Raw genomic sequence first — 25,078 nt, forward strand, 5'->3', positions numbered from 1 at the left:
AATGACAACAGGTAAATTAAAAGCTCTAGATATTACCGTGGTAGAAGTAAAACTATCCGATAATTCGGTACGAGCTGGTGTTACTGAGGCAAGTTTTTTTCATACTGTTGATGCACGTGCTTTAATGCTTTAGGAGGGATAATGGTTCAGATTTCATCTAAAAATACAGACTGGTTGTTATCACAATGGGCGTTATGGGCTAAAACAGGTGGTAATGAGCCCAAAGGTTTTGGAGAAGGGGTTATGTTTAATGATGTTGCTCGCTTAACTAAAGCTAAATCCATGTTGATTACTGATGATGAAGGTCAGTTGATCGATAAAATTGTGGCCAAGTTAAAAGTACGAGATCGCGAAATGGCAATGGCCGTTATTATTTATCATTTTAGTGAGCGTAATGCATCTCATGTTGCGCGTATATTATCAGCAAGATCTAATGAAAGTATAAATCGAAAAAGAGTGGATGTATTAGTTAAAGCAGGTACTGCTTGGGTTGATGCATGTTTGTGTATGGAAAGTGAGGTTTGAACATCAAGCCTCTTTATAGACTCTTATGTTTTTTAATAGCCTCTTTTATATTCAAGGCTGTTTCATTATTCCCGAAAGCTGAGCCATTTACTTGATCGTAATAATATTCAAAATATTTAACTGAAACTCTAGTTCTAGTGGTTAAAACAATTTCATTAGCTTCGAATTTAGAAATTCTTAAATGTTTTAGCATTTCATATTTTATAAGTAAATCTTTAAACTGCCCTCCATCAACCATTGAAGGCAAACAATTCATAAAAAGTAAAACTAATTCATCTGATGATAGTTGTGCTCGGAGAATACGCATGAAATTCTTTTTTTGAGCAAGTTTAGTTTCAGAATTTATTTCTACTTCGGTTTCCAAATCCGAATATTCATCGATGTACTTTATTATTTGATAAAGGTTACGAAAATAATGACCGAATATATGATTCTTTGTCATTTGTAATTCATGGTACTTATTATAGGTATCTAAAGGTGATACTGCTTGTATACGTTCAACTATTTTGGTGAATGCTGATCTTCCTGATGTATTGTTGTAATGTATGTTATTGACTATATTATTATGTTGTTCCAATAAGTTAAAAAACACATTGCCTATAGTTTGTGAATGCAAGGCCTCAGAAGAGCTTTCGAGTGCTTTACTGCTTACTGATAGTTCTTGAGTGTTAATTTCTAAAGCTTTTTGATTTTGTTGTAAAGACTTTGCACTTTGGTCCAATGATTTTTGTCCAAGTTTAATTGATTCATTAGCTTGGTTTAATGCTTTCTTATTTTGAAATAGTGTGTGGGCAAGTAAAATAATACTGAGTAGGGTAAAAGTAGGATTCAAAACTCCCCCAAAGAAGTCTCCAAATGCTCCCCAGTCTCCTGCTGTTGAAAAATATCCAACTCCAAACTTGTCATGATAAAAATAAATACTAGCTGCTGCTGAGCTCAGCGCGAATAAAACTATAAAAATGATTAGGTATTGCATTGATGCCCTTAGTTAAAAGTTGTTGGTTTTAATGATCCCCTAAAAATAATCACCGTTAAACTGAATCATATTACTTGGTGTTTCTGATTCCCACACATCAGTTTTCCATGAAAGAACAGCTAAATACCTACTCATTATTTCTATATTTGAGAATGCTGTTACATACACTAGACTTGGATTCAGGTCTTTACAAAGCTTGGTTACTCTTCTGTGACACTTCCCATCAACAGAGCTATTGCGTGTTAATGATCTATTAATACTATTGAATCTTGAACTACTTGCCAATTATAGGGAGCTAATAATTTTCTATATTATCTGAGTTATAAACACCTGAAAAGGTTGAAACTAGTGAATTAAAATAATTCGATAATAAGTTCAGCAGAAAAAATGAACTATATTTATATAAAATTTTGTCTATACTGTGTGTTAAATAAAAATTATCACTTTAAAAAATAAAACAAGGAGGAATTATGTTATCTGAGAAAAATAAAGCAAAATTAGAAGATGTTAGGGCTACACTAAAGCGCAGCGAAGCCCGAGTACTCCGAGAATTAGAAGTTTTAGGTATTAGCTACCAACAATTTCAGCTACTTAAAAACAGACCTAATCATAAGGTAAGTTTAAATTAAAGTCTTGTTCATCTATTTTAGTTAAAGTTTCTCTTAGTTGAACATTTAAATTATCTAAAATATTAAGAATTTCTATTCTAGAAAAATCACAAATTTTATTTTCATCTAGGATTAATTCCCAATAATGAATTGAATTTTGTAAACGCAGCGACTTTTTGTACTGATATGACTCTTCGTCAACAAGCTCGTAAATCGAGTATTTTAATTTACTGTTTATATTATTTATTTTATTCATTTAATTACCTTTTCTATTGTTAGTGTTTATTTAAACTTTTAGTTTACTAAATTACTTGACACTAACCTTATAAAGCAGTATATTTTTGTTGTCTAAACATAAATACCCCTCATAAAGTTAGTATCTACTTTATATGGAAAAGGATAGATGTTGTATCCGCAATATCTATTCACCACACAAAGTTTCATTGCATAAAATTTGCAATACCTACAATCTTAACATGCACCGCACTTAAAGTAAAGCTAAATATAAGTCAACAATTAGTTTTCCCGGTGGGTGACAAAAAAATCATAAAATATTAATCTTATTTTTTGTTGTTATTAGTTTGTCAACAAGGCGACCTGCTCGACTTGTCATGGTAGCTATATAATATTTAATGCTATTCATGCACACATCTATCAAAAACATCATACCTATCCGTTTGGACTTCTTTAAAGACTACGTTTTAGCCGAAGTTATTGGATCTTGATGAATAACTTTCATTTCACGTTACCTCCCTTGTTAATGCCCCTGATTTTTTAAAACGTCAAATCTATTTTTAGTATTTAGCTTGAGGCTATATTATGGATTACGGTTGATATATACAGCTTAGTCCGTGCATTGTTTTTATTCTTAATCACCAAGGGAAATTGATTCGCTTTGATGAAATTGAATAATTTAAAAAAATGTTGATTTTCTTTGTTCATTAGTTGGACGCCAGACGAAGAAAATCGATAATATTAAACATGTTGCAAATCTAGCTGATATTAAAAATAGCTGACTGTATTTTCTACGTTAAATAATTTTGATAATTACTTTCTCTATTCATCAATTGATTTACGTAAAAATTGACCGGGTCAAACAGTGATACCTCAGAGACAGAGTTTTTTATCCGTATTAAGCTGGCTTATTAACAGCAAGGGCTATAGCGTTTTTAGATATTTATCATAGAGGAACATATTTAAGGGCAAACGCTGGATAACTCGAATGGTAAATGCTTTATTTAAAAAGAGAACAAAGGTATAGAAAGCTATCGTAATTAAACACAGCAGCACATAATTCCGTATTTCTGTAATTAATATGAAATTTTTTAATATAACTTTATAGTTATTTTTTTTATTATGTAAAGTATTGACTTGAGAGGTTGTTAGCGTAATTTCAACGGTAATATGGGATTTTGCGGTTTAATAAATTATTTAAATTATGGATTTATTCACCATACAAGGTATTTAAACGGAACTAAAACTACAATTTTTAATTTTTAAAAATGGTTGTTAAACTATTTAAATGGCTGATTTCTTTTAAAATAAAGAAATTATATAGCCTAAAGAGGAATTATGCTGAAAGGGATATTTGGAGTCGTATCTTCTCTTGTATCTATTACTTATGTAATAGGTTTTATTTTGGATTCTGCTTTTTTAGAACAATTTAATTTTGCTCATTTTGAGTTAATTGGAAGTGCGCTTGAATACTTAGCGATTGGTGGAATCTATATCATGTTTAATTTTGCCAAACATTTTACGATAATCGGTATTTTAGCTGCGATATTTGGTATTTCATATCAAACAATAAAAACAAAATTAACAAAAAAGAATGTAGGGAAATTTATAAATTTAGATGGTATCCCTTACGTACTTTTAGGAGTATCCCCTTTACTCTTTATTTTATTCTCTCCAGTTGTTAAAGATGCTCAAAACTTAGCTTTAGAATTTAAAGAGTCTTCAGCGAAAGAGTCAATTTGTCTAATTAATGAGGATGAGTGTCAAAAAGGTAGCATTATACGATATCGTGATTCTAGGGTTATTCTCTTATCTAAAGAGGAAGTTAGTTTTAATTTAGCTAAAGTTATACCGGAAAAACAGATCAAGAGCATACAAAAATTGTAACCTTGTTATAGGCCGTTTCAACAATTTACTTTTTTAAACTGAGGAGTTATCGAGATAGGGGGCTTTACTTTTGTCACTTGGGGAATTTATTCTAAAAGACAAAAAACATCAGTATCTGTTCTGTTAAATATGGGGCTTTAAAGTTAACTTCTAACAGGAAAAACATTTTGAAACATCAAGAACATCAAGAACATCAAGAACATCAAGAACATCAAGAACATCAAGAAGCACTAGAAAACATCAAGCTAAGAGTGAAAAGGTACAATACTAATTTAAATGATTCAGGGATATGGCTTTTTCTTGGGACATTAGGCTGCTGGGGCGTACAAGGTGTGTGGTTGCCGTATGTGGCTTTTTTAACTACTTTTTTGATTTTTACTCATAAGTTATTTACTGGTTTTGATGGTTTTAAAATGTTCTCAAGTGAACTGGAAACTATAAAAAACAAAGTAGAAAACTCCACTAACCTAAATGAAATCACTAAAAAAGCAATTCAATTTGATTTGCTAGAATTTAAACGAATTCACCTCAGCTTTAAACGTATTATCTTTAATGTGCCTGCTTATTATCTTTCATTGATCTTTTTATTGATAAGTGTGGGTTTCTTGTTGGGTTTGTTAAACTAATCAATAAAATAGATAGTTATTTTCTTTTTTAATTAAGCTTTTAAATCATTAACAAATAGGTTTTGCAACAAGAAGAATAACCTTTCTATGTCTTGCAGCATTTATGCAGCATTTATGCAGCATAAATGCTGCAAAAGTATAGTCTCTTCAACACATATTCATAATATATAATGAGGTAATATGATTACATTTATTAGTGCGCTTACAATCTCAGTCATAACAGTATTAGCAATCCTTGCGTATAGGCATCCTTCAGGATTTTTGAAAATTAGCTATGTATTAAAATTTATTAGCGCCGCTTGTCTTGGGATAATTTTTGTCTGGAATCTAGCTGTATCCAGAGCTTATATTAAGTTGCTTGAGTTTATTAGTAGTGACAATATGAATTTAGCTTCAGAAGCTCTAGAGTCGATAACTCCACCCCCTGTTATTACACTCGCGATTTATTTAGGTTTTTCTATATATTTAATGATTTTAGATTCACTGCACAAGATACTGGATATTGAAAATGAAAGTAAATAGCCTTGATAAATTAAACATTTAATCATATTAACTTGCTATTTTATGTTTTATCTAAATAAATATGATGCTTCTATCTCTCGGTTAGAAGTGTGAATAAATTCTGTTTAATAATATTGTTAGGGGTCATATATTGAGTCATCCTAGAGATCATCTATTATTTAAGAATGGAAACCTTTTAGAACTTATTTTTCAAAGTCCAGTATGGGTGGTTCTTTATGGAACAGGCTTGATTTTTGTATTGAATACTTTTTCTTGGTGCATATATGGTTTAGGTTGGTATCACCACCCTAAAACTTATCCAATGCCACATGTTCTTCTAATAGATTTCTGGGCTGAAACTATGAGGTGGATTAAATTTGAATCATCGTGGAGTTGTAAAAAGAAACAATATTCTTTATTCATGTTGGGAAGTAGTAGTGTGATTCTATTTCCATTAATTTTTATCTGTTACTGTAAGTTTCTATTCGGTATATGGTTTGGTAATGACCTAGTTATATTGTGGGATATGTTTGTCGAAACAACAAATTCATAATAATAGCTTAAAAGGAACTAAAATAATTGGCTATCATTTCGCTATTATAACCAACCTTATGTTTTTTTTTTATTCGTACCCCCTAAGGAAAGCCGATTAATTTGGTCGGTGACCCTCTCTACTTATCAATTCATTGACGTAAAAAATAACCGTTTGAAATTGAGATATCTCTGAGGCAGGGTTTTTAACCCTTATTGAGCTCGCCAATTAACAGTAAGAGCTAAGGCGATTTTCAATATTTATCATGGTGGAGCATATTTTAGAATGATCGTTTTTTTGGTGCAGCTTTTTAGATTGGATTAAAAAGTCACATTTTGTCATTTTTTTGCCTATATCGGGATATTTTTTTTGATTATTTTTTTTTAGTTGTTATCCTAGCATTCGTAAAAAATGGACAGGATATTTTTTAGATTCATTAAAAACTCTAAATATATCCCTTTAATTAACTATTATACCTTTAGATGAAGTGAAGGTATTCTATTGATAAATAAGGAATGAAATGAAAAAGATTGCCGCAATTATTATGTGTTTATTTAGCTTTAATTCTTTTGCGCTTGGGGTGTATGACTCACTCGGTGAACCACAAAAAACAGTATTAAAATCAATCGTATCGCAATTAGGTTTGGTTGATAAAAATAACTCAATAAAAACCAAAATTTATAATATGTCTAGTTATGTATTTGATGGCGGTTGGAATTCTAAATGGTTTGGTTTAGACGATTTAAGTGGTTCAAGGTATGTGGATGGTATAGAGAAAGGGTTTATTGAAGTTTCAATAAATCATGCAGAACAAGGGACTATTTTTATAACGTATATATATAAACCAGAAACCAAGCAAATAATTGTATTTACTAAGCAGGTTAGACATGGTCCTAAGAACTTAACGCTGCAAATATTTGAAGACAACAAATCTGATAAAGACTCTTATGTATTAAGCCATGAAGGTGCTAACTATGCATTGTTACAAGCAAAAGGTCTTGTAAATTTTCAGTTTTACAACATACAAAGTGAAACTGGCTCTTTAGTATATGTTGCTCAGGGTAAGATCGATTTGTAGAATATAATAAGTTTCTTAATAAAATAATATAACTAGATAGATATTTAAAAAAGGATTAACCGTTTATCTAATTAAATTAATAGTTGCAAAATTGGTTCCATCAGAGTAACTTTATTTGCATATCATTAGATATACACGCCTCGACAGAGTTCGGGGCGTTTTTGTATCTAATATAAAATCATTTAAAACTATTTTAACCCTATATTGCTTCGGCGATATGGGGTTTTTTTATGCCTATTATTTAAGGAATTGAAATGAAAATTAATATGAAAGAGTTAACCATGGCAGATAAAATTGCTGTTTTTCTGCCATTTATCATTCTTATTCTCGTTGGTTTTGGACTGAAGTTTCCGCCAGGGATTATCCAGTCAGTTAGCTATAAATCGTTTGTTGCAGTAATAGCTTGCCTTAATTTATGGGTTGTTTTGAGAATCATGGATTTGCAATCAGGGATTACTTTTAAAATATGGTGGAGTAAAACTAATGAACATAATAAAGGCACTTACATTGCTTGTAGGCTTATTGCTTACGCCCTGGTTGTTTGCTTCATCTTTGCATTCGCTTAAATATGATATTCAATTTAAAACTGCTTTTAGTCGGTATATGCCAGGGCATGATTACCGGTTATTAAAAGCACAATGTTTCCAAGAAAGCCGCTTTGACGCTCGAGCGGTTTCACCTGTTGGCGCTAAAGGCTTATGTCAATTTATGCCGTTCACTTGGAAAGAAGCGCAGGCCGCGCTTAACTTTAGTGAATCAGCCTTTAGTTCAAAGCACAACATCAACGCTGCTGCATGGTATGACAGTAAGATGTTTAACTTTTGGTCTAGTCGAAGGCCAATGCAAGACCGTTATAGTTTAATGTTTGCTAGTTATAACGCTGGCGCTGGCAACCTGCATAAAGCTCAAAAGCGTTGTAATAATGCTTTGTTATTTAATGACATTATGCAGTGCTTACCTTTGATTACAGGCCTACATGCAAGAGAAACCCAAACATATGTTATTCGTATTAATCAATATTTAGAGGGTTTGAAATGATTAGAGTTTTATTGGTTGTTATTGCTGTGATGAGTGTTGCTTGTCTTGCTCTGTGGTGGAGAGTTGATCATTTAAGCTCTAATAATCAGATATTAACTGATAAAGCGAGCCAGTATGAAAAAACGATAGAGGCTAATGAGAGAGCTTTACTAGCCTTGAAAGCCTCTTTTATAAAGCAGGATAACTTGTTGGTTAAACAGCAACAATCTAATCAATCACTGTATGTGGCATTAAAACATAAGCAAAGAGAGCTAACTAAGCTAAGTGAATCTAATGAGAATATTAAAAATTGGGCTAATGAGCTTATCCCCTCTGATGTTAATCGCTTGCTCATTGATAAAGCCGAAAGTGATAATTGAAACTAAATATATCAAAGTGTTACCACCATCTGCTTTGATACAAGATAGACCTGAACCAAAGTGGTCAGGTACAACCAATCAAGATCTTGTTAACTACATCATTGAACAAGAATTAGTTATTAAGCAAAGCAATAGTGATAAGCAGTTATTAAGGGAGTTTGTAAATGAATGAGCTATTAACTAAGGTAAGTTATTCTTTCTCTGCAGTTTTATCCTTTTTATCTCTTACTAGCCTCAATGATATTGCTTTATTCATTGGCATTCTTCTAGGTATTTTTACCTTTATCATTACTTGGTTTTACAAGCATAAGACATACAATTTACAAGTGAAAACGGCGTGTTTGATGACAAAACGCTCCCGTGATTCCTGATTATTCCTTTTATCTATTTTTGTATCGAAAAGGTACTTCTGGGCCGCTGATGCACACGGGGGCGCTGAATTCCCGACAATTGGCTACTTTTCGGTTTCTAAGGGCATCAGCAGCAGGCTTATAAAACACTCTAAAATCACTTCGAGAATTCCATGACTAAGAACCAACATCAATACAATATTTCTCAGATTGGTGAGATGTTTGGATTTGGACGAAACACAGTTCGCAAAAGGCTTAAGCAAGGAAATGTTGTGCCATCTGGGCGAGAAGGTAATGCTGATTTATATTTGCTTTCTGAAGCTGGACCCGCTGTTTTTGAAAGTATGGGAACAGCTGGATCAGGTGGATCTTTAATTGATCCTAATTTACTTAAACCTGGTGATAGATTGTCATGGTATCGATCTGAAACAGAGCGCCTTAAGTTTGAGCTAGAAACCGGACAATTATGCTTAGCTGAAGAGGTAAGAAATGAAATGGCAAACCTTGCTAAACCTATGATTGCAGAGTTAGAAATTCTTCCAGATATTCTTGAGCGAGATTGTGGTTTAACTCCCGATGTCGTAATGATGGTCCAAGAGAAGGTTGATGACTTACGTAACTCTATTTCAGAAAAAGTAATGCAACTATGAATTATGCAGATGTAACCAAAATACGTTTAGATATTGCATCTAGTATTGCGGCTCCTCTACGTATGCCTGTTGCTGATGCTGCTAAAAAGTTTATGAGGGTGCCGAAAGGGGGCTCCAACTCGATTCCTTGGGATGAGAGTTTGGCACCTTATGTTATTGAACCGATGAATTGTTTAGCGTCTCGTGAATATGATGCAGTTATATTTGTTGGTCCAGCTCGAACGGGTAAAACAAATGGGTTAATTGAAGGGTGGTTAACACACGTACTAGTTTGCGATCCATCAGATATGTTGATTGTTCAATTAACAGAAGAAAAAGCCCGCGAGTTTAGTAAAAAAAGAGTGGACCGTTGCTTACGAGTAAGCCCTGAACTAAACAAACGCTTAAGCCCTTTTCGAAATGACAATAACGTACACGATAAGGTATTCAGAGATGGTACCTATTTAAAAATCGGATGGCCTTCAATCAATGTATTAAGTTCTTCTGATTATCGTTACGTAGCTTTAACTGATTATGACCGCTGGGATACAGACATTAATGGAGAAGGAGATGGATTTTCATTAGCTAGTAAGCGTACTACTACTTTTATGAGCTCTGGTATGACAATGGCTGAAAGTTCACCAGGCTTCGATGTGGATGATCCCCGTTGGAGACCTAAAACACCTCATGAGGCTCCACCATGTGAGGGTATTATTTCACTATATAATCAGGGGGATAGGAGGAAACTTTATTGGCAATGCCCTAACTCTGAATGTAATGAATACTTTCAACCCGTTTATGAAACGTTTGCTGGTTATGAAAATGCACCCGATGCAAAAACGGCTTCTGATGGTGTCTATATGGTTTGCCCTTATTGTAAAGGACGAATTGATAGCCATCATAAGCGCGGTTTAAATAAAAAGGGGGTGTGGTTAAAAGAAGGTCAAAAAATAGATAAGCATGGCGTTGTGACAGGTCACGCAAGAAAAAGCCGTATTGCATCATTTTGGATGGAAGGCCCTGCAGCGGCTTTTCAAACATGGCAGCAAATAGTTTATAAGTTTTTAAGTGCTGAAGAAGAGTATGAATTAACAGGTTCTCAAACCAAATTAAAAGCAGTAACAAATACTGATTTAGGAAAACCTTATATCCCTAGAAGTGGCGTTGATAATTGTACAGTTGAAGAATTAATGGCTAGGGCAGAATCAGGACTCAAAAGAATTGTACCTCAAGGTGTTCGTTTTTTAGTTGCAACAATCGATGTTCAAGGTGGTCGGAATTCTCGGTTTGTCGTTCAAATTGTTGGGTATGGTAAAAGTGGAGAACGGTGGTTAATTGATCGTTACAATATTAAATATTCAACACGTTGCGATGACGATGGTGTCACTGAACGCATTAATCCAGCAGGTTATGCCGAAGACTGGGATCTAATCACTTCAGATGTTATTCAAAAGACTTATAAGTTGGATGATGATTCAGGACGAAGAATGCCTATTCAATTTACAGCTTGTGATCATGGTGGTGAAGATGGCGTTTCAGATAATGCTTATAAATTTTATCGTAGGTTGAAAGTAACTGGTTTGCACCGTCGCTTTTTTCTCGTTAAAGGGGCAAGTAATCTAAGCAGTAAAATAGTGAATCAAACCTTTCCTGATAATACAAATAACTCAGCTCGTAAAGCTAAAGCGTATGGCGATGTGCCTTTATATCTATTGCAAACAAATGAATTAAAAGATCGCTTAAGTGCGTCGTTAGAACGTGATCAACCTGGGCCAAACTATATTCATTTTCCAGATTGGTTAGGAGAATGGTTTTATGAGGAATTAACTGCAGAAGTACGCAATAACGGGAAGTGGGTTAAAATTTCTGCTAGGGCACGAAATGAAGCTATTGATCTGTTTTGTTATGCAAATGCTATTTTACTGCTCAAAGGTTATGACAAAATAAAATGGGATAGCCCACCGGTATGGGCTAAAAATTGGGATGAAAACCCTAATATCATCAGTGGCCATGAATCAAATAAAACACTTCGAAAGTCAATAGATAAAAAAATAGCACCTCAAAATCACAAACGAACAACGACAACTAATAACTTTCTATCAAACACTAACAATGGAAACAGCTGGTTATGATCACTAAAGACAAATGTATCGCAATGATTGCTAAATATGAGCAAGCAGAGATAGATGTGCTCGAAGGAAAAAATGTGATGATAGGAAACCGTATGTTTCAATCAGAAAGTTTAGGCGAAATTATTAAAGGCCGGCAAGAGTGGGAACGCCGCTTATTACGTTTCAATCGTCGTAGCAATTCCCCAAAAACAATTCGCTTCATTTAAGGTATTTATGAATTTATTCGAAAAGAGCATCTTGGCTATAGCGCCTGGGTGGGCATCGTCACGTGCTGAAAATAGAAATAAAGTGAGTGCATACGAAGCTGCTCTACCCAGCCGAACACATAAAGCTAATAAAGAAAGGCGAAGCGCCAATCAGGCAGTCTTTGCATCGGGGAAATCGCTTCGTGAACAGGCTCGCTGGTTGGATGAAAACCACGATATTTCAATTGGTATTTTGGATAAATTTGAAGAAAGAGTGATCGGTCCTGCAGGGATTATGATTGAGCCACAACCACGAAAAATAAGTGGTGAAATTGATATTGAACTTGCTGAAAAGATCAGTGAGAAATTTAAAAACTGGAGTTTAAAACCTGAAGTAACAGGACGGTTTACTCGTTCGCAAATGGAGCGCTTGGTCTTACGATCATGGTTACGAGATGGGGAGGTGTTTGCTCAACAATTGAAAGGTAAAGTTGCGGGTTACCAATACTTAACGCCTACACAATATGCTATTGAATTATTAGAAGCAGATTTTGTTCCCATTGTAAGTGATTTAAGCAAACGCATTAATCAAGGTATTCAATTGAACAACTGGGGGAGAGCAATTGGCTATCATATTTTATATGACCACCCAGCTGAGGCATTCAGTACAAAAAGCAAAATAGTACCAGCAGATAAAATGTTACATCTAGCATTAATCAAACGTATTCATCAAATTCGTGGAGTTACTATTTTTCATGGAATTATTACTCGTCTAAGTGACTTGAAAGAATACGAAGAATCAGAACGTGTTGCAGCACGTATTGCAGCAGCTCTTGGGATGTATATAAAAAAGGGCTCACCAGACTTATATGATGTTGAAAATACTAAAGAAACTTCTCGCCATTTTGATTTAGCACCAGGCTCCACTTTTGACGAACTATTACCTGGTGAAGAAGTCGGGATGGTTGAGTCAAATAGACCAAGTGCACAAGTCGTTCCATGGCGTAGTGGTCAAATAAAAGCGGCTGTTGCTGGTGTTCGTGGAAGTTATAGCTCAGTCGCTCGTGATTATGGCGGTTCCTATTCTTCACAACGACAAGAGTTAGTTGAATCAACGATTGGTTATGAAGTGATTCAAGATGAATTTGTTGCGCAATGGTCGCGTCCTGTTTTTCGTAGCTGGTTAGAGATGGAGTTGTTAAATGATTTGAAACTGCCCCCTGATTTAGATCGAGATACTTTATTTGACGCCCTCTATCTAGCTCCAACAATGCCATGGATAGATCCTAAAAAAGAGGCTGATGCATGGGAAACCTTAAAATCAAACGGTGTTGCTAGTGATGCAGAGTGGATCCGTAGTCGTGGAAAATCACCTAGAGAAGTGAAGCGTCAAGTTACCGCTGAACAGTCAGAAAATTCAACGCCAGTTAATAAAAAAAACAAGAAGGAAACAAGTAATGAAGAAGAGTAAATCTGGCATGTTCCTGCCAAAAGCTAAGAAAACGGATACGCCAGCTCATTCTTGGTTTTCAATCAAAGCGCAAAGCAATAATAGTGCTGTTATCAAGCTATACGATGAAATTGGAGGGTGGGGTGTAACGGCTAGAAGTTTTGCACAAGAGCTCGCTAGTTTAGGAGATATTAAAAATATTGAGTTGCGGATTGATAGCCCTGGCGGAGATGTTTTTGAAGGTATTACTATTTATAACCTTTTAAAAGGGATTGATGCTTATGTAACTGTTTATATCGATGGATTAGCAGCCTCAATGGGCAGTGTTATTGCTATGGCTGGCGACAAAATTATCATCCCAACAACTGCTTTTATAATGATACATAAACCATGGGGTGGGCAGGTTGGAGATGCAGATGACCTAAGGGCCTATGCTGACTTATTAGATAAAGTGGAAACAACATTATCAGAAACGTACATGAAAAAAACAGGCTTAAGCGCTGAAGAGGTTGCCACTTTATTAAAAGAAGAAACTTGGTTTAGTGGAACTGAAGCTGTTGAAGCTGGTTTTGCCGATGAATTAAGTACCCAATCACAAACTACTCACTATGCAAATTCAAAAAGAATGGAGAATTACACTATGCCAGACAAGCTAAAAGCCTTATTGAAACCAAAGGCATCAGCAGCGCCTATAGCGCCAGATGAAACACCTAATGCGCCTGTCACTGAAGCGGATATTCTTGCTAAAGTCCAAGCTGCAGAAACAACACGCCGTGCAAGTATTAGTAATATCTTTGCAAATTTTGGTGGCCAACATAAAGATATTGAAAGTGAATGTTTGTTGGATATGTCTTGTTCTGTGGATGCAGCAAAAGATAAAATATTAGCGCATCTAGGCAAAGACACATCACCAGCGACTCCTGGTGACCAGTCACACGTCCACGCTGGTAATGGTAATATTGTGGGTGACAGTGTTGCTTCTGCAATTTTATCACGCGCAGGCCACCAAGCCCGTGATAACGACAATATGTATAATAACTACAACCTACGTGAATTAGCACGTGCCTCATTGGCTGACCGTGGAATCGCGTGTGCCACACAAGCGCCACTTGCAATGATTGGTATGGCATTCACTCATACTAGTTCTGATTTTGGCCAAATCTTAATTGATGTTGCTCATAAGTCATTATTAAAAGGGTGGGAAGACTCAGCAGAAACCTTTGAAATGTGGACTAATAAAGGATCATTAAGTGATTTTAAAACATCTAATCGTGTTGGTTTAGATGAGTTGGGCTCATTACGTAAAGTCAAAGAAGGTGCGGAATACAAGTACATCACAACATCAGATCGTGCAGAACAAATTGCATTAGCTACTTATGGTGAAATTTTTGCTATTACTCGCCAGGCGATTATTAATGATGACTTATCAGCATTAACACGCATTCCTACCATGATGGGACGTGCAGCAAAAGCTACCATTGGTGATTTGGTTTATGCCATTTTAACTAATAATCCAACAATGAATGACGGTAAAGCCTTATTTCATAATGATCATGGAAATATTGGCACCGGTGCGATTAGTGATATTAATGCGTTAGATAAATTACGTCAGTTAATGCGCACTCAAAAATCAGGCAAGCGCAATCTGAACATTCGTCCTGAATATATTTTAGGACCAACCGCATTAGAGGCCCAAGCAAATCAAACGATTCGTTCTGCCTCTGTTAAAGGTACTGATGCAAATAGCGGTATTGTCAATCCATTACAAAACTTTGCGACTTACATTGGCGAGCCTCGTTTGGATGATGACAGTGCTGTTAAATTCTATATGGCAGCTGCTCAAGGGCAAGATACTATCGAAGTTGCTTATCTTGATGGAATTGATACACCATATATCGAGCAACAAGAAGGCTTTACAGTCGATGGCGTATCAACCAAAGTTCGAATTGATGCCGGTGTTGCCCCATTAGATTATCGTGGTTTAGTTCGGTCATCTGGAGTTGCTTAATCCTATTGAATATCAAATTTTAGCCTCTGTTTTCACAGGGGCTTTTTATTACCTAAAATTTAATAAGTGAGAATGAAAATGGCTAAAAATTATGTATCAAATGGCATGACTATGAATGTTTTATTAGCAGCGGATGCAGCTGCTGGCGATCCTGTTGTTATTGGTAAGCAAGTTGTTGTCGCTGCTGTTGATGGTGCTGTTGGGGAAGAAGTAACCGCAAATACATCTGGTGTGTGGTCATTGCCAAAGGTAACTGGTGCGATTGAGCAAGGGGCTGAAGTTTATATTACTACTGATGGTGAGATCACGACAACAGCAATAGATAATACGTCAGCTGGTTATGCTTATGAGGCTGCAGAGGCCTCAGATTCAACTGTTAACGTTAATATTGGTTAGTGCCTATGGGGTTCAGTGAGCGTTTTACTAAAAAAGAAGCAATGGCATTAAAACGGTTAGGTGATTCAGTCCTATATTATGAATATGATAAACCGCCAGTTGATACTTTTGCCATTGTTGAACTAGATGTTGAGCACCCCGGTGAGTATGGAACTGACACTCTTACAGAAATAACTTTATCACGTGAAACTCATCCTAATGTTGCTACTAATGATGAAGTTCGTAAGGAGAGTGTCACCTATCGTTTGACTAGAAAACTGCGTGTACAAGGTAGCCTTATTACCTATAGCGGTGTGGAGGTTTAATGTGTTCGAAGATGATTTAAAACGAGCTCAATTGCAATTAAAAGCAATACCAAGTTTTGTTGATAAAGTGCAAGCTAAAGCCATTAATAGCGCTACACGAAAAGCCTTAACCCTTGCTGTTAACGGTATTAAATCTCAAGTAAACCTTAAATCGCCTTACATTCGCTCAAAACTTAAAGTTTATCATCAAGCTACTGCTCAAAATCCAGTAGGCGTATTAGGGGTGGAATCTAGAGGGGTATTGCTTGACCGTTTCGATGGTCAGCAAATCGTGACTAAATCTAAAAATCCAAGCCGCTCAAAAGGTGACCCGTTACGTGGTATTTCAGCGGGTTACAAATCCCAAGGGACTACCGTTAAAATTAAACCAAACTCAGGAAACACGTTTTTCAAAGGTTTTTATATTCCACTTAAAAACAACAATAGCATGGGCATTGCAGTACGAACTGGATCAGGGCAAAAAGATTATAAAGTGTTATATGGACCAAGCGTGTCACAAACATTTAAAACTGTACGTGAAGATATTGCAGAAGAAACCAAAGACTTGGTTGTAACAGAGCTACTAAATACATTGGAATCTATCTCATGAGTCAACCATTAAAAATATTGCAAATAAGGGAAGAAATTGAGGGGCGTTTAAACACTCTGGAAAATATTGAGGTTCGTAATGGTTATTACGCCATGTTTACAGATATAAAAGGGCGATTAGCTGTCATTCAATTTGATGCTGAAAGTATTGAGTTAAGAAATCAGCAAAGCTACAAAGCCTCTCGTTCGTTATATATAGTTTTATCAGTTCCTATGAAGATAGGGGCGTTTAATGAATTAGAGCAATTGCTTTTTGATACTCGGGTTCTTTTATTTAAAGAACGCCAAAAGAATTTAAACGGTTTGGCTATTTCATTTAAAACTGCTGGTGACTCAGTATTTGAACCAGCTAAAACGGGTAACTTCATCACGGTAACGATTCCCGTCAACGTGATTTATACACAAAATATTTAATAAATAGGAGTCATTATGACTGTAGAAACAATTAATGAACAATATATTGGATCGGGTATCGTCTATGTAGATGGCCGGGATGTAGGTAACGTAAGTACATTAGACTTCTCCCTTGAAGTAGAAACAAAAACACGTCCATCGTATCGACCTGGCGGTGGTAATATCGCTTCATCCTCTCGTGTTCGCAGTGTTTCATTATCTGCAACGCTTGACTCATTTAATAACTCTAATTTGTCGCTAGCATTACGTGGTGTTGTTGATATTAAAGAATCTAAAGCAATTACAAATGAAAGTATAACAGCGATCGTACCCGGCTTAGTCGAAACTTCTGAAATGCTTGATATATCAAAGACAATTACAGTGAAAAGCGTTGTTGAAGAAGGGAGCGAAGACATACCTGTTACTTTTGAGAAAGGTGTCGACTTTGAAGTCACCGCTGCCGGTATCAAACCATTAAGTACAGGTGATATTAAAGATGGGGATGCTTTAATTATTGATTATACCACCCGTAACGTATCAGCTTTACAGGCATTAGTTGAATCAGGTAAAGAAGTAAAAATGATCTTTGATGGTATTAATGATGATAATGGTCGTCCATCTGTTGTTAAAGTGCCGCGTTGGAAGCCTGCTCCAGCTAGTGGGCTTAGTTTAATTGGTGATGACTATGGAGAGTTCCAATTAGCTGGTGATGTATTGGCTGACGATAGTATTACTGAAACCGGTAAATCTAAGTTCTTTGTCCGAGAAGCTGCAAGCGCTTAAGTAAGCACTTAAAAATTTTAACAATATCTTGCAAATGTGGTGCCACTGACGTAATTTAAAACGTATATCGTTAGATACCCACAACCAAAGAAAACCCCAACAATGTTAGCCCGTTGTTGGGGTTTTTTTATGCCTGTAAAAAAGTACAACATCAATAAAAAGGTGCATCATGAGTATTAAAGACACGCTTATATCATTAAAAATTAAAGCGGAGAACTTACTCTCGAAAGATGCTGATGAGGCCGCTGATTCACTAGAAGTGTTACAAGGAAAAAGCAAAGAGTTACGAACTAATTTAAAATTACTTGAAAATCAAAAAACATTAATTAAGCAGTTTGAATCGCAAACTGCTGCTGTTGAGAAAAATGAAGCTGCATTCAACTCTTTAAGTGACCGGGCGGTTACATTACGTAAAAAAATTGAAGAAACAGGAGATCCCACTGGTCAATTTAATGTTCAGCTAGAAAAAACGGAGGCTGCAGCTAAGAACTCTGCTAGTGCTTTATTAACAAAGCAAACAGCATTAAATAAAGTAAAAAATAGCCTAGATAAAGCGAATATTGACACTAACAATTTAACTAAAGAAGAAAAACAGCTTGCAACGCAAATAACAAATACAAAAACAGTATTAACTAAGTTTACGACCCAAATGCGCAGCTTGGGCAATGAAACTGAAATAACAGAAGCTAAATCTAACAATTTTTCTTTGGTTAAAGCTGCATATTGGGTCGGTGGTGTGGTAGGCATTACGACACTTTGGGGAAAAATTAAAGACCTTGGCTTAGAAATGCTGACGACAGGGGATAAATTTGAGGGCTTGCGCATTCAAATGGATGCATTAATGGGCTCTGTTGAAGCCGGCGAACAAGCTACTGAGTGGATAAAAAACTTTACTCAAAATACTCCATTACAACTTGAACAAGTTACACAAACATTTGCTCGCTTAAAATCTTTTGGATTAGATCCTATGGATGGGACTATGCAAGCTATCGTTGATGCGTCTGAAAAGTTAGGTGGGGGAATGGAGCGGGTAGAAGGTATCTCCCTTGCTCTCGGACAAGCTTGGGCTAAACAAAAACTGCAAGGAGAGGAAATATTACAGCTTGTGGAGCGTGGGGTTCCTGTTTGGGATTTACTTGAGAAAGCAACTGGTCGTAATACCCTTGAACTACAAAAATTAAGTTCACAAGGTAAATTGGGTCGTGATGTTATTAAACAGCTAACAGCTGAAATTGGTAAAAGTGCTGAAGGTGCTGCGGCTGCAAATATGGGACGTTTAACAGGTATTGTCTCTAATTTAAAAGATCAATATCAAATATTTTTAGATACCGTGGCCAAGAGCGGAGCATTAGATTATGCAAAAGAGCAGTTAGGCCTATTAATCGTTACAGTTAAAGAGATGTCTGCGGATGGCTCATTAAAAAAATGGGCTCAGAATATATCAGATGCGATAGTTAGCTTTGTTGAAGGTGTAAAGTCTGCTGCAGCGTGGTTGTATAAGTTTAAAGATGCAATTATAGCGGTGGGTGAAACTGCACTAAAGATAAAGCTTGCTCAAATCTTTTTAGGTTTTGGAGTTGCTGCAACAAAAGCTGTTGCGTCTTTATTTACAGTTAAAGGGGCAGTAGAAGCTACAACTGGATCAGCAAAGTTGCTGTCTAAAGCCTTAAAGGTAACCTTGGCTGGTGCACTAGCCTTTACTGCAACTCAATTATACCGCGTTGCAGATGCATGGAAAAATATGAGAGAAGCCGAAGGTGCAGCAAATGAATCTGCAACTTTAGCGAAAGAAAAAGCTAATGAAAAAGCCACACAATTAAAAGCTATATCGGAACAACTTGGCATTAACATCAGCACTATGGAAGAGTTCTTAGCGCTAGAAGAGAAAGGTATTATTGTTTTTGATGAGGCTACCAGTAACTATATTAAATCTAATGAGCAGCTTAATCAGCAGGCCGAATTGCAAAAGCGTAATGCAGAGGTAATAGAAAATGCTTCGATACCTACATTGGAAAGGTTAAAACTAAAGTTTGAATCTCTTCAGCGTGAGGGAGTTGGTGCAGTTAGTGCTATTAGTGAGCTGGCCTCTGAAATTGATGTGGAAAGTCCTGATAGTTTACAGGCAGTTGTTGACACATTAGAGGAACTGAAAAAACAAGGTCAAGTTACAGCGGTTGATATTGAAACTGGTTTGCGTCTGCAGCTTAAAAACTTAAACGATAAAGAGCTTGCTGCTTTAAAAGAAAACGCTCCTGATACATTTGAAAACCTTGGCGTTAGTATTCATTCAATAGCTAATGAGGTTGATCCTTTACGCGCTTTATTTAGCCTTCTTGATTTGGATTTAAATGAGTTAAGAGGCGGTTTTACGGAAACGGGAATTACTGCTTTAAATGCCTTTAATAAAATTAGTGAAACAGCAACAGCCTCCTCATTAGATATAGTAGGTGCATTTGATAGCGTCATAACTAAAATAAAAACAATATCTGAAGTTGAAGCACTTCGAGAAAAAATAGAGCTTTTAGGAGAAGATGGAGCAATATCTATTGAGCAATTAGAAGAGGCTCTAGATAAAATTAATATTAAAAGTGCTGAAATCACGCCTGGTGTAAATACATTAAATGAGGCCTATAAAAATTTAGGTTTTGAATCACAATCAGCATTAGATAAAACCCTTGAAACGCTTCGGGAGTCATATGATTTAATTAAAAATAGCATAGCCCCCATTGAAGATAAAAAACTAGCATTTTTAGCTTATGCTCAGGCAACCATTGAGGCCAATGGTGGTGTTGTAACCTCTGAGCTTAAGGTTCAAGCTGCTGTCATGGGAGTGAGAGATGAACTGATTTCACAAGATAATGCTTTAAAGAATAACAAAGCTCAATGGTTAAATAGAGCTTCTGTAGTTAAAGCTGCAACTGAAACTATTTCAGAAGCTTATCAAAAACAAAAAGAGGCTGAAAAGGAAGCCCAAGACAGAGCTGCTAAAAGTTATTCTGCAATTATGGCCACTCGTGACGCAACCGACTTAAGTGCACTGTCAATCAGCGAACTTAATGATGAGATTGAAGAGCAAAGCAACCGAATTTATAACAACATGCAGGTCACAAGTGCATGGTGGAAAGTCATTGCTAAAAATCAAATTGTGTTTGATCAACAAACGCTAGCGATTGCAAAACAAACTCTTTCCTTAAGGGAGCTCGAGCAAGGGTTTGAAAGTACCGAAACTCCAACATTAGCAATGATTAATAATACTCAGAGTGCAATTGATAAACTAGATAAATTGGACGATGCAACACTAACATCCCTAAATGCACAGCTTGATTCTGCACGCAGTAAATTACAATCATTACAAGAAAATGCAGAGTCTGCATTAAGCAGTGTCCAGGATGAATTAGATTATTTAAATGGTAATTCGGAAAGTATTGAGAATAGAGCCTATGAAGCAAGCATTGCTGAACTAAAAGAGCAGTTAGCAACTGCTACAGACTATCAAAATTCAGAAGCAATTAGTGACTTAAACCAAGCTATTGCACTAACTGAACAGCTACATAATCAAAAAATAGCAGCAATAAACGCAGAATCTGAAGCCGCTAAGCTTGCCGAAGAAGAGTCTATTCTTAGTAATACTGAAAGTGATGATTCTAGTGAGTCATTAGTAACAGAAACTGTTGTAGTTGAGCTCACGTTGGGAGGGGATAGTGTATCAATCCCAACTACTACAGAAGGGAAAGACGATTTAATTTCATTATTGTTAGAAAATAAACTCATCACTTCTTGAATGGATAGTACCTAATACTAATACCGACTCAAATTTCAAGAATATCTACCTTAACTCACTTTACACAAAAAAATAGGGTGTCATTTATGATTTCATTAAATGCCATTGAGCTGCCCTCTGGCTTACGTTGGCAGTCAGATTTTAATTATTGTCCAATCAAACAAGAATCTAAAACTTCAATTACAGGTAGGGTGATACTAAATAGAGGAAAAATGTTTGATGGTCGTCCCGTTGTACTGGTTGGAAATGGGAATGCCTGGTTAACACTGGCGGAAGTCAAAACAATCAGTAGTTTACGTTTGACTCCAGCAGTAATGGAACTGAATTATCACGGTACTACATACAATGTAAGGTGGGATTATGGTGATGAATCTCATTTCGTTGCCACTCCACTTTTTGATAAAAGTGATGCCGAAAATGACGGTGACCAATACACATTAGAAACCATTAAACTAATCGAGGTACTCGAATAAATGACAATCTATCAAGATGACATCAAACTTTTAGAGTCACAGAATATGACTGATGAGTCAGATGGCGGCGGTGCAATGACCAATGTTGAAATCGTATCAGGTGAGCATAACTCTATATTCCCTGATATTTCCGATCTCGATAGAGCTTATGGTTCAGTAAATATTCGTAGTATACATTTGAAAGTAGATTCTGATACTGACGAAACCTATTACGGTTCAACGATTGGCCTGTCTGAAATGCCAGAAGATGAAGATGTATCTATCACACTGATGAGCGTTAATGATCCTTATGCAACACGTTCTGAGTCTCAAAATATCATTGAAAGCTATTTAACTAAGTCCGCTAAATACTCCGGTGAGCTATACGGTATGCAGTTGTTAGGGCAACGAGCTATTAGAATCATTCAGCGTTCGTCGGTAGCGGTGCCGTCTGTAGGTGATGTATTGGCGCTGTTTAACCCTGATAATGATGACGAACAATACGTAAAAATAAAGTCTGTTGAATCTGGAGAGCAAGATTTTACCTATTCAAATGGTAGTTCGGGTATTGATTTTTCTCGTTTGGTCGTTATTTGTGAAATAACTGAACCTCTTAAATTTGAATTTATTGGCGTTGCTGCTAGCCCATATGACCCAACCAGTAACTATTCTGCGATCTACGATACAGCAGTGGCAGATGCGGCTAGTTTCTATAGTACAAAGAAGCTAGAAGAGGATGCCGCTTTTGGGGCTAGTGCCTTACAGGTTGATTCTATTTACACTCAATTAGTGCCATCAACAACTGTACAAACAGCGCATGTTAACCAATCTGTAGTTGGCAATAAAGACGTAACATTAGATGCAGGTAATGGAGAGCTGGTTGATATTCCAATTACTATTGAAACCCAGCAGATAGACATCACACTGAATAATCAAGGTTATGTGTATACGCAAACCCTAGTACCGGTCCCTGACGCTGGTACTTTGACTATCTCATATATGGTGCAAGGTAGCTGGTATGAACTAACCGATAATGGAGATGGTACGTTAACAGGAGCTAGTGCGAGTTACGGTACGGCACAATATGACGAACTGGGAAATCTATCCATGACTCTAGGTGCTTTGCCTGATGTGGGCAGTATTATTTTGATGCAATACGCACAGGCAAGTAGTTACTTAAAATTCATTGATGATGTTAATTACACAAGAGAAATTGAGTTCGAATTTGAGTCTTACGTTAACTATCGTGATTGTACTATTACATGGGGTGAAGATGATGAGTTTACAGCCACCTCTATTGACGGAGTGATATCAGGCGATGCTACTGGAGAGATGGGGCTTAACTATTGCATTATTATTCCAACTATCACACCTGCCTCAGATACGGAATTTTATTTTGAGTGGGAGTCTTATAGCTCGCCTTTAACTTCTTATGAGCAAAACCAAATCTATGACGAGATAGTGAGTATCGAGTCGGTGAATGACCAGGTTAAAGTAAGTCTACCCGCCAATATTAGTGAGTTAAATGTCAGTTTGGAGTTTAGCGTTTCCTCTGCTGCTACTGAAGTAGTTAGTGGTACCGAGCTTTATATTCCCCGAGATGTAAAAGTTTATGACGATGGCCAGGGGGCTTTGTTTTTAGCAGCTAGCTCTAATTCCTCACAACCCCAAGTAGGCATGATTGACTATGTTAGCGGTGAAGTGCTGATTGATGAAGTCTTTGAAGTCGATTTTACAAAACGTGTTATGACGGCCTACACCTATAGTTATGGAAGTGATGCTCATGGTGGTTCTAAAGTTATTTATAAACAATCAGGGGTTGAAACCTCAAAACAAAACACAGTTAGCATTGGTGATGTCAATAAGCGCTTTAGCGTAAAATATAACGAACAATCCAGCGTTAATGAAGCATCTTCCGTTTTTGGTGGCAACTTAACTAAGTCTATGCCTGTATTTGAAGCCGTTATTGAAAATTATAACCAAACTATCATTGATAACAGTTTTTCTTTTTACTTCAACGACCGACTAATCAAAGAAAACAGTGGCATATTACTTGATATATCTACTCCAGTCGGGACGCTGGATAAAGAAACTGGCCAACTAACGCTAGACTCTTGGCCTCAAGGCAACGGGGAGCTGTCAATAAATAGCGGGCTTGTTTACAACGGCGTTGCTCCTTTAACTCAATCAGTGACGTTTTTAACTGCTGGTAACCCAGTGGTATCTCAGTCTTTAAGTGTGAACGCAAAAGACTTTACGGGCAAGACTATCAATGCAGTGACTGATGAGAGCGGTGTTATTTCTGGTGACAATTTTGAAGGTTATATTGATATAGACCTTGGTATTGTTACTGTACTTAGTGATGAACTACTGGATACCGCCTCAATCTACTACAACTGCGTTTCTTATAGTTACTTGGCATTATCGTCGGATATTTTAGGTTTAGACACGATTAAACTCCCAAGCGATGGGAAAGTGCCAATTTATAGATCGGGTGATGTGTGTGTTGTGCATCAAGATGAGTCTCTAGAAATTGAGGTCACTGAAAATGAAACACTACAACTACCTCATGTGCGCTTAGTTGAATTGTCAGCGACAGGTGTTGAATATAGCGTCGATTTAGATGCAGGCTTAGTCACCTTTCTAGAAAGTGGCACAGCCGAAATTGATTACCGGTTTGAAGACATATTCTTAGTTGCTGGCGTTGATATTTCGGGCGTTATCAAAACAGCTCGCCCACTTTCACATGCTTATGATGCAGATAAAGCTAAAGTTGCCAGTGTGTTAGTCGCTGATGATTTATTTTCCCGATATACCAATTTCTTTGATCAAAAAACTTGGACTGGTGACTTCAGCGAAAGCTTAATTGGCGATGAAGCAACCGTAGCTTATAACGATACTTTGTATCCTATTGAAGTCACTAATGATGGTTGTATTACTGAACGAATGGCCATTGTTTTTACTACTTCAACAGCATTTAAACTCATTGGAGAAAATATTGGGCAAATCGCTGTTGGTGACATCAATACGACTTTTGCACCGATAAACCCTGTATCAGGGAAGCCTTACTTCACATTGAACCATCTGGGGTGGGGAGCAGGATGGTCAGCTGGCAACGTAGTGCGTTTCGACACTTACGGAGCGGTGTATCAGTTAAACCTAATCAGAACAATACTTCAAAGCGATTCAACGACTGCTGCAAAAAGCGATCAATTCGCTATCCAAGTTCGTGGCAATATTAATAACGATATTTAAGGCAATC

Annotated in this window: 27 protein-coding genes; 24 read left to right on the forward strand and 3 right to left on the reverse strand. The window is 36.5% G+C overall.

Annotation, left to right across the window (positions count from 1 at the left end; translation table 11 throughout):
- The first annotated feature begins 1 nt into the window (after position 1).
- On the forward strand, positions 2 to 133 hold the full coding sequence (locus tag OW492_RS00385; protein ID WP_290037635.1) for a hypothetical protein: 132 nt from the start codon (positions 2 to 4) through the stop codon (positions 131 to 133).
- A gap of 8 nt (positions 134 to 141) precedes the next feature.
- Positions 142 to 525, forward strand: coding sequence for an antiterminator Q family protein (locus OW492_RS00390; protein WP_290037637.1), 384 nt, complete (start codon positions 142 to 144; stop codon positions 523 to 525).
- Between the two features lie 13 nt (positions 526 to 538).
- Here the strand turns inward: OW492_RS00390 and OW492_RS00395 are convergent, their stop codons facing one another.
- From OW492_RS00395 to OW492_RS00400, 3 genes are all read right to left on the reverse strand, one after another.
- Positions 539 to 1,501 carry a putative phage abortive infection protein gene (locus tag OW492_RS00395; protein ID WP_290037638.1) on the reverse strand — a complete coding sequence of 321 codons (963 nt, stop codon included), beginning with the start codon at positions 1,499 to 1,501 and terminating at the stop codon, positions 539 to 541.
- Positions 1,502 to 1,540: 39 nt separating this feature from the next.
- Positions 1,541 to 1,786, reverse strand: coding sequence for a BsuBI/PstI family type II restriction endonuclease (locus OW492_RS16995; protein ID WP_354669205.1), 246 nt, complete (start codon positions 1,784 to 1,786; stop codon positions 1,541 to 1,543).
- A 318-nt stretch (positions 1,787 to 2,104) separates the two neighbouring features.
- Positions 2,105 to 2,365, reverse strand: a complete 261-nt coding sequence (locus OW492_RS00400) for a hypothetical protein (RefSeq protein ID WP_290037639.1) — start codon at positions 2,363 to 2,365, stop codon at positions 2,105 to 2,107.
- 1,316 nt (positions 2,366 to 3,681) lie between these two features.
- Between OW492_RS00400 and OW492_RS00405 the strand changes: the two genes are divergently transcribed.
- The 22 genes from OW492_RS00405 (at position 3,682) to OW492_RS00505 (ending at position 25,071) form a co-directional block, all read left to right on the forward strand.
- Positions 3,682 to 4,230, forward strand: a complete 549-nt coding sequence (locus OW492_RS00405) for a hypothetical protein (RefSeq protein WP_290037640.1) — start codon at positions 3,682 to 3,684, stop codon at positions 4,228 to 4,230.
- Positions 4,231 to 4,397: 167 nt separating this feature from the next.
- Positions 4,398 to 4,856, forward strand: a complete 459-nt coding sequence (locus OW492_RS00410) for a hypothetical protein (protein WP_290037642.1) — start codon at positions 4,398 to 4,400, stop codon at positions 4,854 to 4,856.
- A 180-nt stretch (positions 4,857 to 5,036) separates the two neighbouring features.
- Positions 5,037 to 5,378 (forward strand): hypothetical protein, encoded by a 342-nt coding sequence (locus OW492_RS00415; protein WP_290037643.1) that lies wholly within the window; start codon positions 5,037 to 5,039, stop codon positions 5,376 to 5,378.
- Between the two features lie 1,031 nt (positions 5,379 to 6,409).
- Positions 6,410 to 6,967 (forward strand): hypothetical protein, encoded by a 558-nt coding sequence (locus OW492_RS00420; protein ID WP_290037644.1) that lies wholly within the window; start codon positions 6,410 to 6,412, stop codon positions 6,965 to 6,967.
- Positions 6,968 to 7,221: 254 nt separating this feature from the next.
- Positions 7,222 to 7,533, forward strand: a complete 312-nt coding sequence (locus tag OW492_RS00425) for a hypothetical protein (protein ID WP_290037645.1) — start codon at positions 7,222 to 7,224, stop codon at positions 7,531 to 7,533.
- A 37-nt stretch (positions 7,534 to 7,570) separates the two neighbouring features.
- The gene (locus OW492_RS00430; RefSeq protein WP_290037647.1) at positions 7,571 to 8,005 is read left to right on the forward strand and encodes a transglycosylase SLT domain-containing protein; all 435 of its coding nucleotides are present in this window, start codon (positions 7,571 to 7,573) and stop codon (positions 8,003 to 8,005) included.
- Positions 8,002 to 8,364 carry a hypothetical protein gene (locus OW492_RS00435; RefSeq protein ID WP_290037649.1) on the forward strand — a complete coding sequence of 121 codons (363 nt, stop codon included), beginning with the start codon at positions 8,002 to 8,004 and terminating at the stop codon, positions 8,362 to 8,364. The genes OW492_RS00430 and OW492_RS00435 overlap by 4 nt, the downstream gene beginning before the upstream one ends.
- Positions 8,354 to 8,536 carry a hypothetical protein gene (locus OW492_RS00440; protein ID WP_290037651.1) on the forward strand — a complete coding sequence of 61 codons (183 nt, stop codon included), beginning with the start codon at positions 8,354 to 8,356 and terminating at the stop codon, positions 8,534 to 8,536. Before OW492_RS00435 ends, OW492_RS00440 begins: the two co-directional genes overlap by 11 nt.
- Positions 8,529 to 8,735, forward strand: a complete 207-nt coding sequence (locus OW492_RS17000) for an HP1 family phage holin (RefSeq protein ID WP_354669206.1) — start codon at positions 8,529 to 8,531, stop codon at positions 8,733 to 8,735. The genes OW492_RS00440 and OW492_RS17000 overlap by 8 nt, the downstream gene beginning before the upstream one ends.
- 152 nt (positions 8,736 to 8,887) lie before the next feature.
- Positions 8,888 to 9,364, forward strand: coding sequence for a DUF1441 family protein (locus OW492_RS00445; protein WP_290037652.1), 477 nt, complete (start codon positions 8,888 to 8,890; stop codon positions 9,362 to 9,364).
- Positions 9,361 to 11,475: a terminase gpA endonuclease subunit gene (locus OW492_RS00450; protein ID WP_290037653.1), complete on the forward strand. Its 2,115-nt coding sequence runs from the start codon at positions 9,361 to 9,363 to the stop codon at positions 11,473 to 11,475. Before OW492_RS00445 ends, OW492_RS00450 begins: the two co-directional genes overlap by 4 nt.
- On the forward strand, positions 11,472 to 11,681 hold the full coding sequence (locus OW492_RS00455; RefSeq protein ID WP_290037654.1) for a hypothetical protein: 210 nt from the start codon (positions 11,472 to 11,474) through the stop codon (positions 11,679 to 11,681). The genes OW492_RS00450 and OW492_RS00455 overlap by 4 nt, the downstream gene beginning before the upstream one ends.
- 7 nt (positions 11,682 to 11,688) lie before the next feature.
- Complete coding sequence (locus OW492_RS00460) at positions 11,689 to 13,131, forward strand: phage portal protein (protein WP_290037655.1); 1,443 nt, start codon at positions 11,689 to 11,691, stop codon at positions 13,129 to 13,131.
- Positions 13,118 to 15,118 carry a ClpP-like prohead protease/major capsid protein fusion protein gene (locus tag OW492_RS00465; RefSeq protein WP_290037656.1) on the forward strand — a complete coding sequence of 667 codons (2,001 nt, stop codon included), beginning with the start codon at positions 13,118 to 13,120 and terminating at the stop codon, positions 15,116 to 15,118. Before OW492_RS00460 ends, OW492_RS00465 begins: the two co-directional genes overlap by 14 nt.
- Before the next feature lie 78 nt (positions 15,119 to 15,196).
- Positions 15,197 to 15,514, forward strand: a complete 318-nt coding sequence (locus OW492_RS00470; RefSeq protein WP_290037657.1) for a capsid cement protein — start codon at positions 15,197 to 15,199, stop codon at positions 15,512 to 15,514.
- A 5-nt stretch (positions 15,515 to 15,519) separates the two neighbouring features.
- Positions 15,520 to 15,819 carry a hypothetical protein gene (locus OW492_RS00475; protein WP_290037658.1) on the forward strand — a complete coding sequence of 100 codons (300 nt, stop codon included), beginning with the start codon at positions 15,520 to 15,522 and terminating at the stop codon, positions 15,817 to 15,819.
- Between the two features lies 1 nt (position 15,820).
- The gene (locus OW492_RS00480) at positions 15,821 to 16,408 is read left to right on the forward strand and encodes a phage tail protein (RefSeq protein ID WP_290037659.1); all 588 of its coding nucleotides are present in this window, start codon (positions 15,821 to 15,823) and stop codon (positions 16,406 to 16,408) included.
- The gene (locus OW492_RS00485; protein WP_290037660.1) at positions 16,405 to 16,821 is read left to right on the forward strand and encodes a hypothetical protein; all 417 of its coding nucleotides are present in this window, start codon (positions 16,405 to 16,407) and stop codon (positions 16,819 to 16,821) included. The genes OW492_RS00480 and OW492_RS00485 overlap by 4 nt, the downstream gene beginning before the upstream one ends.
- Before the next feature lie 15 nt (positions 16,822 to 16,836).
- Positions 16,837 to 17,583, forward strand: coding sequence for a hypothetical protein (locus OW492_RS00490; protein ID WP_290037662.1), 747 nt, complete (start codon positions 16,837 to 16,839; stop codon positions 17,581 to 17,583).
- A gap of 169 nt (positions 17,584 to 17,752) precedes the next feature.
- Positions 17,753 to 21,364 (forward strand): tape measure protein, encoded by a 3,612-nt coding sequence (locus OW492_RS00495; protein ID WP_290037664.1) that lies wholly within the window; start codon positions 17,753 to 17,755, stop codon positions 21,362 to 21,364.
- 86 nt (positions 21,365 to 21,450) lie between these two features.
- Entirely contained in the window at positions 21,451 to 21,837 is a 387-nt protein-coding gene (locus tag OW492_RS00500; protein ID WP_290037667.1) for a hypothetical protein, read from the forward strand.
- Positions 21,838 to 25,071, forward strand: coding sequence for a hypothetical protein (locus tag OW492_RS00505; protein WP_290037669.1), 3,234 nt, complete (start codon positions 21,838 to 21,840; stop codon positions 25,069 to 25,071).
- Positions 25,072 to 25,078 lie beyond the last annotated feature (7 nt).

Source organism: Psychromonas sp. 14N.309.X.WAT.B.A12 (assembly GCF_030397575.1).
Taxonomy (GTDB): Bacteria; Pseudomonadota; Gammaproteobacteria; order Enterobacterales; family Psychromonadaceae; genus Psychromonas.

What these genes read in the sequence shown, in the direction of transcription:
- OW492_RS00385 (WP_290037635.1), top strand. Translation starts at nt 2, where the DNA reads ATGACAACAGGTAAATTAAAAGCTCTAGATATTACCGTGGTAGAAGTA.
- OW492_RS00390 (WP_290037637.1), top strand. Translation starts at nt 142, where the DNA reads ATGGTTCAGATTTCATCTAAAAATACAGACTGGTTGTTATCACAATGG.
- OW492_RS00395 (WP_290037638.1), bottom strand. Translation starts at nt 1,501, where the DNA reads ATGCAATACCTAATCATTTTTATAGTTTTATTCGCGCTGAGCTCAGCA.
- OW492_RS00400 (WP_290037639.1), bottom strand. Translation starts at nt 2,365, where the DNA reads ATGAATAAAATAAATAATATAAACAGTAAATTAAAATACTCGATTTAC.
- OW492_RS00405 (WP_290037640.1), top strand. Translation starts at nt 3,682, where the DNA reads ATGCTGAAAGGGATATTTGGAGTCGTATCTTCTCTTGTATCTATTACT.
- OW492_RS00415 (WP_290037643.1), top strand. Translation starts at nt 5,037, where the DNA reads ATGATTACATTTATTAGTGCGCTTACAATCTCAGTCATAACAGTATTA.
- OW492_RS00420 (WP_290037644.1), top strand. Translation starts at nt 6,410, where the DNA reads ATGAAAAAGATTGCCGCAATTATTATGTGTTTATTTAGCTTTAATTCT.
- OW492_RS00425 (WP_290037645.1), top strand. Translation starts at nt 7,222, where the DNA reads ATGAAAATTAATATGAAAGAGTTAACCATGGCAGATAAAATTGCTGTT.
- OW492_RS00430 (WP_290037647.1), top strand. Translation starts at nt 7,571, where the DNA reads ATGCCAGGGCATGATTACCGGTTATTAAAAGCACAATGTTTCCAAGAA.
- OW492_RS00435 (WP_290037649.1), top strand. Translation starts at nt 8,002, where the DNA reads ATGATTAGAGTTTTATTGGTTGTTATTGCTGTGATGAGTGTTGCTTGT.
- OW492_RS17000 (WP_354669206.1), top strand. Translation starts at nt 8,529, where the DNA reads ATGAATGAGCTATTAACTAAGGTAAGTTATTCTTTCTCTGCAGTTTTA.
- OW492_RS00445 (WP_290037652.1), top strand. Translation starts at nt 8,888, where the DNA reads ATGACTAAGAACCAACATCAATACAATATTTCTCAGATTGGTGAGATG.
- OW492_RS00450 (WP_290037653.1), top strand. Translation starts at nt 9,361, where the DNA reads ATGAATTATGCAGATGTAACCAAAATACGTTTAGATATTGCATCTAGT.
- OW492_RS00455 (WP_290037654.1), top strand. Translation starts at nt 11,472, where the DNA reads ATGATCACTAAAGACAAATGTATCGCAATGATTGCTAAATATGAGCAA.
- OW492_RS00460 (WP_290037655.1), top strand. Translation starts at nt 11,689, where the DNA reads ATGAATTTATTCGAAAAGAGCATCTTGGCTATAGCGCCTGGGTGGGCA.
- OW492_RS00465 (WP_290037656.1), top strand. Translation starts at nt 13,118, where the DNA reads ATGAAGAAGAGTAAATCTGGCATGTTCCTGCCAAAAGCTAAGAAAACG.
- OW492_RS00470 (WP_290037657.1), top strand. Translation starts at nt 15,197, where the DNA reads ATGGCTAAAAATTATGTATCAAATGGCATGACTATGAATGTTTTATTA.
- OW492_RS00475 (WP_290037658.1), top strand. Translation starts at nt 15,520, where the DNA reads ATGGGGTTCAGTGAGCGTTTTACTAAAAAAGAAGCAATGGCATTAAAA.
- OW492_RS00485 (WP_290037660.1), top strand. Translation starts at nt 16,405, where the DNA reads ATGAGTCAACCATTAAAAATATTGCAAATAAGGGAAGAAATTGAGGGG.
- OW492_RS00490 (WP_290037662.1), top strand. Translation starts at nt 16,837, where the DNA reads ATGACTGTAGAAACAATTAATGAACAATATATTGGATCGGGTATCGTC.
- OW492_RS00495 (WP_290037664.1), top strand. Translation starts at nt 17,753, where the DNA reads ATGAGTATTAAAGACACGCTTATATCATTAAAAATTAAAGCGGAGAAC.
- OW492_RS00500 (WP_290037667.1), top strand. Translation starts at nt 21,451, where the DNA reads ATGATTTCATTAAATGCCATTGAGCTGCCCTCTGGCTTACGTTGGCAG.
- OW492_RS00505 (WP_290037669.1), top strand. Translation starts at nt 21,838, where the DNA reads ATGACAATCTATCAAGATGACATCAAACTTTTAGAGTCACAGAATATG.